The sequence below is a fragment of the Aeromicrobium sp. genome (genome assembly GCF_025965075.1).
Taxonomy (GTDB): Bacteria; Actinomycetota; Actinomycetes; order Propionibacteriales; family Nocardioidaceae; genus Aeromicrobium.
Genome location: NZ_JAOPXQ010000216.1, coordinates 1 through 4,340, shown reverse-complemented (window position 1 = coordinate 4,340; position 4,340 = coordinate 1). Strand labels below are relative to the sequence as shown.

Genomic DNA, 4,340 nt, shown 5'->3' with positions numbered 1-4,340 from the left:
GGCACATCCTGGTCGACGAGTACCAGGACACCAACCACGCCCAGTACCAGCTCATCAAGGAGCTGACCGACGAGGAGTCCGACCTCCTGGTCGTGGGCGACTCCGACCAGTCGATCTATGCCTTCCGCGGCGCCAACATCCGCAACATCCTGGAGTTCGAGGACGACTTCCCCAACGCGGCGACGATCCTGCTGGAGCAGAACTACCGCTCGACCCAGACGATCCTGTCGGCCGCCAATGCCGTCATCAGCCGCAACGAGGGCCGCCGGGACAAGCAGCTGTGGTCCGCCGAGGGCGACGGCGAGAAGATCGTCGGCTACGTCGGTGACGACGAGCGCGACGAGGCCCAGTTCGTCGCCGACGAGGTCGACAAGCTCGTCGACGCGGGCGACGCCACCGCCAAGGACGTCGCGATCTTCTACCGCACCAACGCCCAGAGCCGGGTCTTCGAGGAAGTGTTCATCCGCGTCGGCCTGCCCTACAAGGTCGTCGGCGGGGTCCGGTTCTACGAGCGCAAGGAGATCAAGGACGCGCTGGCGTACGTTCGCGTGCTCGTCAACCCGCGTGACACGGTCTCCCTGCGGCGCATCATCAACGAGCCCAAGCGCGGCATCGGTGAGCGCGCCGAGGCCTCGATCCAGCGCCTCGCCAACCTGCACGACATCAGCTTCTGGGAGGCGCTGACCCGCGCCGACGAGGCGGGCGACCTCGCGACCCGCTCGTTCAACGCGATCTCGGCGTTCACCACGACGATGTCCGAGCTCATGGTCCTGGCCGAGTCCGGCGCCCCCGCCGACGCCGTGCTCGAGGCGACCCTGACCCGCAGCGGCTATCTCTCGACGCTCGAGCAGAGCACCGACCCGCAGGACGAGACCCGGGTGGAGAACCTCGCCGAGCTCGTCGCGGTTGCCCGCGAGTTCGTCGTGGGAGCCAGCACCGTGGCCGACGAGACCGTCGAGGTCGTCGAGGAGGAGCCCTCCGCGGCGGTCGACGCGATCTCCGACGAACCGTCGCTCGACGCCGGATCGCTCGCGGCGTTCCTCGAGCAGGTGGCGCTGGTCGCCGACGCCGACCAGATCCCCGACGAGGGTGACGGGGTCGTGACGCTCATGACGCTGCACACCGCCAAGGGGCTCGAGTTCCCGGTCGTGTTCCTCACCGGGCTCGAGGACGGCATCTTCCCGCACATGCGCTCGCTGGCCGACACCAAGGAGCTGGAGGAGGAGCGCCGGCTCGCCTACGTCGGCATCACCCGCGCCCGCACCCGGCTCTACGTCACCCGCGCGACGACCCGGGCGGCGTGGGGCGCACCGTCCTACAACCCGGCCTCCCGGTTCCTCGACGAGCTGCCCGAGGCGCTCGTCGACTGGCGCCGGCTGGCCTCGCCGCCGACGCAGTGGACGCCGAGCCAGCCCTCGGCGACGGTGCAGTCGTCGTTCCGCTCCAGCAACGTCGCGGCGCGCTCCAAGAAGGGCACCCGCGAGGTCATCTCGTTGACCCCCGGCGACCGGGTCAGCCACGACAGCTTCGGGCTCGGCACCGTCGTGACGGTCGAGGGACAGGCCGAGAAGTCGGTCGCGTCGGTCGACTTCGGCTCGCAGGGCGTCAAGCGACTGCTGCTGCGCTACGCCCCGGTCGAGAAGCTCTGACCCAGCGGGACAGTCGTCCCGTACGTGCCATGGACGGCTCGTGGGGGAGGGCGTCGCGGCAGGTTACGGCGTGACGCCGTGCGCGACCAGAGCCGCGTACGGGTCGATCGCTGCGCCACCGTTGGGGTGGATCTCGAGGTGCAGGTGCGGGCCGGTCACGTTGCCGGTCGAGCCGGTGTAGCCGATCACGTCGCTGGGGCCGACCTTGTCGCCGGGCTGGACCGAGATGCTGCTCTGGTGGCAGTACCAGATGTCGGTGCCGTCGAGCAGCGTGATGACGGTGCGATTGCCGTAGGCGCCCTCGTAGCCGGTCGACTTCACGGTGCCGGCGGCGACCGAGACGATCGTCGAGCCGGCGGGGCCGGCGAAGTCGAGCCCGGTGTGGACCGTCGCCCACAGGCCGCTGGACTGTCCGAAGCGCGCCGTCAGGCGGTAGCCCGTCACGGGCAGGACCCACTGGTTCTGCTTCTGGCGGTCGGCCTCGCTGTTGACCTTCTGCGCGAGGTTCTTGAGCGCGATGGCACGCTGGGCGGCCTGCGCCTTGGCCTGCTTCTTGACCAGCGTGCGGTCGAAGTCGCGGCTGACGTCGACCTCACTGCCCGCCTCTTGAGCGGTGCCGGTGTAGCTCTGGTTGATCGTCTGGTACTTGTCGGCGGCCAGCGTGTTGCTGTCGGTGGCAGCACCGAAGAGCGTGGAACCAAAAGCAGCCAGGATCAGTGCGAAGGCACCGGCCATGGCTGGAGTGGGTGTCAAGGTCCGCCGCGGGGCACGGCGCCGCTGGGCGGCGCGCTTGCCGGCAGTACGCGGAGTCTCTTGGCGCACGTCGAGCCGGCGTTTGGGCGCAGACGAAGACACGCAGAAAACCTCCGGAAAGGTGTGTGACAGGACCTGTCGAGCCTAGCCGAGTATCCCAAAGCACGGAAACCAAACCCCCGACTCGTTTGGAAATGTGGACGTGGCCCGCGTGAAATGTCGACGTGATGTGATCGCTTTCACCGTGTGGGACGATCTGCAGATGGCCAGGGATCGCATCGTCGTGGGGGCCATCGAGGGTGACGAGACGGTACGTCCGGTGGCCCGGCGACTGCGGGACGAGGGCCACGAGGTCGTCTTCGTGGGCGGTCACCAGACCCCCGAGCAGCTCGTCGCGACGGCGGTCGCCGAGGATGCGTGCCGGATCGTCGCGGCCGCCGACGACGAGGCCTGGGCGGCGTTGTCCGCGCTCGCCGCCGCACTGGACGGCGGAGGCCTCCCGGTCGACCGGGCGGTGTGACGTAACCGACGCGACTTAACCCCGTGTTAACGGATAGAGTCGCAAAGGCTCATTTGTGGCGGGTTTTCAACCGCCCAGCGCAGCGGACTTCCTACTGAGGACGGACTACACCGTGGATTTGATGGAATACCAGGCGAAGGAGCTCTTCGCCAAGCATGACGTACCGGTCACCCTGGGCATCGTCGCCAACACCCCCGAGGAGGCGAAGGTCGCCGCGGAGCAGCTCGGTGTCGTCGTCGTCAAGGCTCAGGTGAAGGCCGGCGGCCGAGGCAAGGCCGGCGGCGTCAAGCTCGCCAAGACCCCCGACGAGGCGTTCGAGCACGCGACGAACATCCTCGGCATGGAGATCAAGGGCCTGACGGTCAACCGGGTGCTCATCGCGCCGGCAGCCAGCATCCAGGAGGAGTACTACTTCTCGTTCCTGCTCGACCGCGCCAACCGCAGCTACCTCTGCATCGCCAGCGTCGAGGGCGGTGTCGAGATCGAAGAGGTCGCCAAGACCAACCCCGACGCCGTCAAGCAGATCCCGATCGACGCCGGCACCGGCGTCGACGAGGCCAAGGCCCGGGAGATCGTGGCCGAGGCCGGCTTCCCCGAGGCCCTGGTGGAGCAGGCCGTCAAGACGGTCCTGACCCTCTGGCAGGTCTTCGTCGAGGAGGACGCGACGCTCGTCGAGGTCAACCCGCTCGCCCGTCTCGAGGGCGACATCCTCGAGGCGCTCGACGGCAAGGTCTCGCTGGACGAGAACGCCGAGTTCCGCCACGACGACCACGCCGCGTTCGAGGACAAGGCCGCGGCCGACCCGCTCGAGGCGAAGGCCAAGGAGAAGGGCCTCAACTACGTCAAGCTCGACGGCCAGGTCGGCATCATCGGCAACGGCGCAGGACTCGTCATGAGCACCCTGGACGTCGTCGCGTACGCCGGTGAGGCGCACGGCAACGTCAAGCCCGCCAACTTCCTGGACATCGGTGGAGGAGCGTCGGCGCAGGTCATGGCCGACGGTCTCGACGTCATCCTCGGCGACGAGCAGGTCAAGGCCGTGTTCGTCAACGTCTTAGGCGGGATCACGTCGTGCGACGCAGTCGCCAACGGCATCGTCGGCGCCCTCGAGCTGCTCGGCGACGCGGCCACCAAGCCGCTCGTCGTCCGCCTCGACGGCAACAACCTCGACGAGGGCCTGCGGATCCTCAACGAGGCCAACCACCCGCTCGTGACCATTGTCGAGACGATGGACGGTGCCGCGGACCGCGCCGCCCAGCTCGCCCACGAAGGAGCCTGAACATGTCGATCTTCCTGAACAAGGATTCCAAGGTCATCGTCCAGGGCATCACCGGCGGCGAAGGCACCAAGCACACCGCCCTGATGATCAAGGCCGGCACGCAGGTCGTGGGCGGCGTCAACGCCCGCAAGGCCGGCAC

4 protein-coding genes and 1 pseudogene are annotated in these 4,340 nt (G+C 68.3%); 4 read left to right on the top strand and 1 reads right to left on the bottom strand.

Annotation, left to right across the window (positions count from 1 at the left end):
- The coding region (locus tag JWQ91_RS12990; protein ID WP_297784768.1) for a 3'-5' exonuclease at positions 1–1,649 on the top strand (1,649 nt) is incomplete at its 5' end.
- A 63-nt stretch (positions 1,650–1,712) separates the two neighbouring features.
- Here JWQ91_RS12990 and JWQ91_RS12985 read toward each other — a convergent pair.
- Positions 1,713–2,384, bottom strand: coding sequence for a M23 family metallopeptidase (locus JWQ91_RS12985; RefSeq protein ID WP_297784766.1), 672 nt, complete (start codon positions 2,382–2,384; stop codon positions 1,713–1,715).
- 280 nt (positions 2,385–2,664) lie between these two features.
- On the opposite strand from JWQ91_RS12985, the gene JWQ91_RS12980 reads away from it, so the two are divergent.
- The 3 genes and pseudogenes from JWQ91_RS12980 to JWQ91_RS12970 all read left to right on the top strand — a co-directional run.
- Positions 2,665–2,922 (top strand): hypothetical protein, encoded by a 258-nt coding sequence (locus tag JWQ91_RS12980; RefSeq protein WP_297784764.1) that lies wholly within the window; start codon positions 2,665–2,667, stop codon positions 2,920–2,922.
- A 112-nt stretch (positions 2,923–3,034) separates the two neighbouring features.
- Complete coding sequence (gene sucC, locus JWQ91_RS12975) at positions 3,035–4,201, top strand: ADP-forming succinate--CoA ligase subunit beta (RefSeq protein ID WP_297784762.1); 1,167 nt, start codon at positions 3,035–3,037, stop codon at positions 4,199–4,201.
- Between the two features lie 2 nt (positions 4,202–4,203).
- A pseudogene (locus JWQ91_RS12970) lies at positions 4,204–4,340 on the top strand (succinate--CoA ligase subunit alpha); the annotation flags it as partial.

Bases quoted from the DNA above. Each gene is read 5' to 3' on its own strand.
- JWQ91_RS12985 (WP_297784766.1), bottom strand. From the start codon at position 2,384: ATGGCCGGTGCCTTCGCACTGATCCTGGCTGCTTTTGGTTCCACGCTC.
- JWQ91_RS12980 (WP_297784764.1), top strand. From the start codon at position 2,665: ATGGCCAGGGATCGCATCGTCGTGGGGGCCATCGAGGGTGACGAGACG.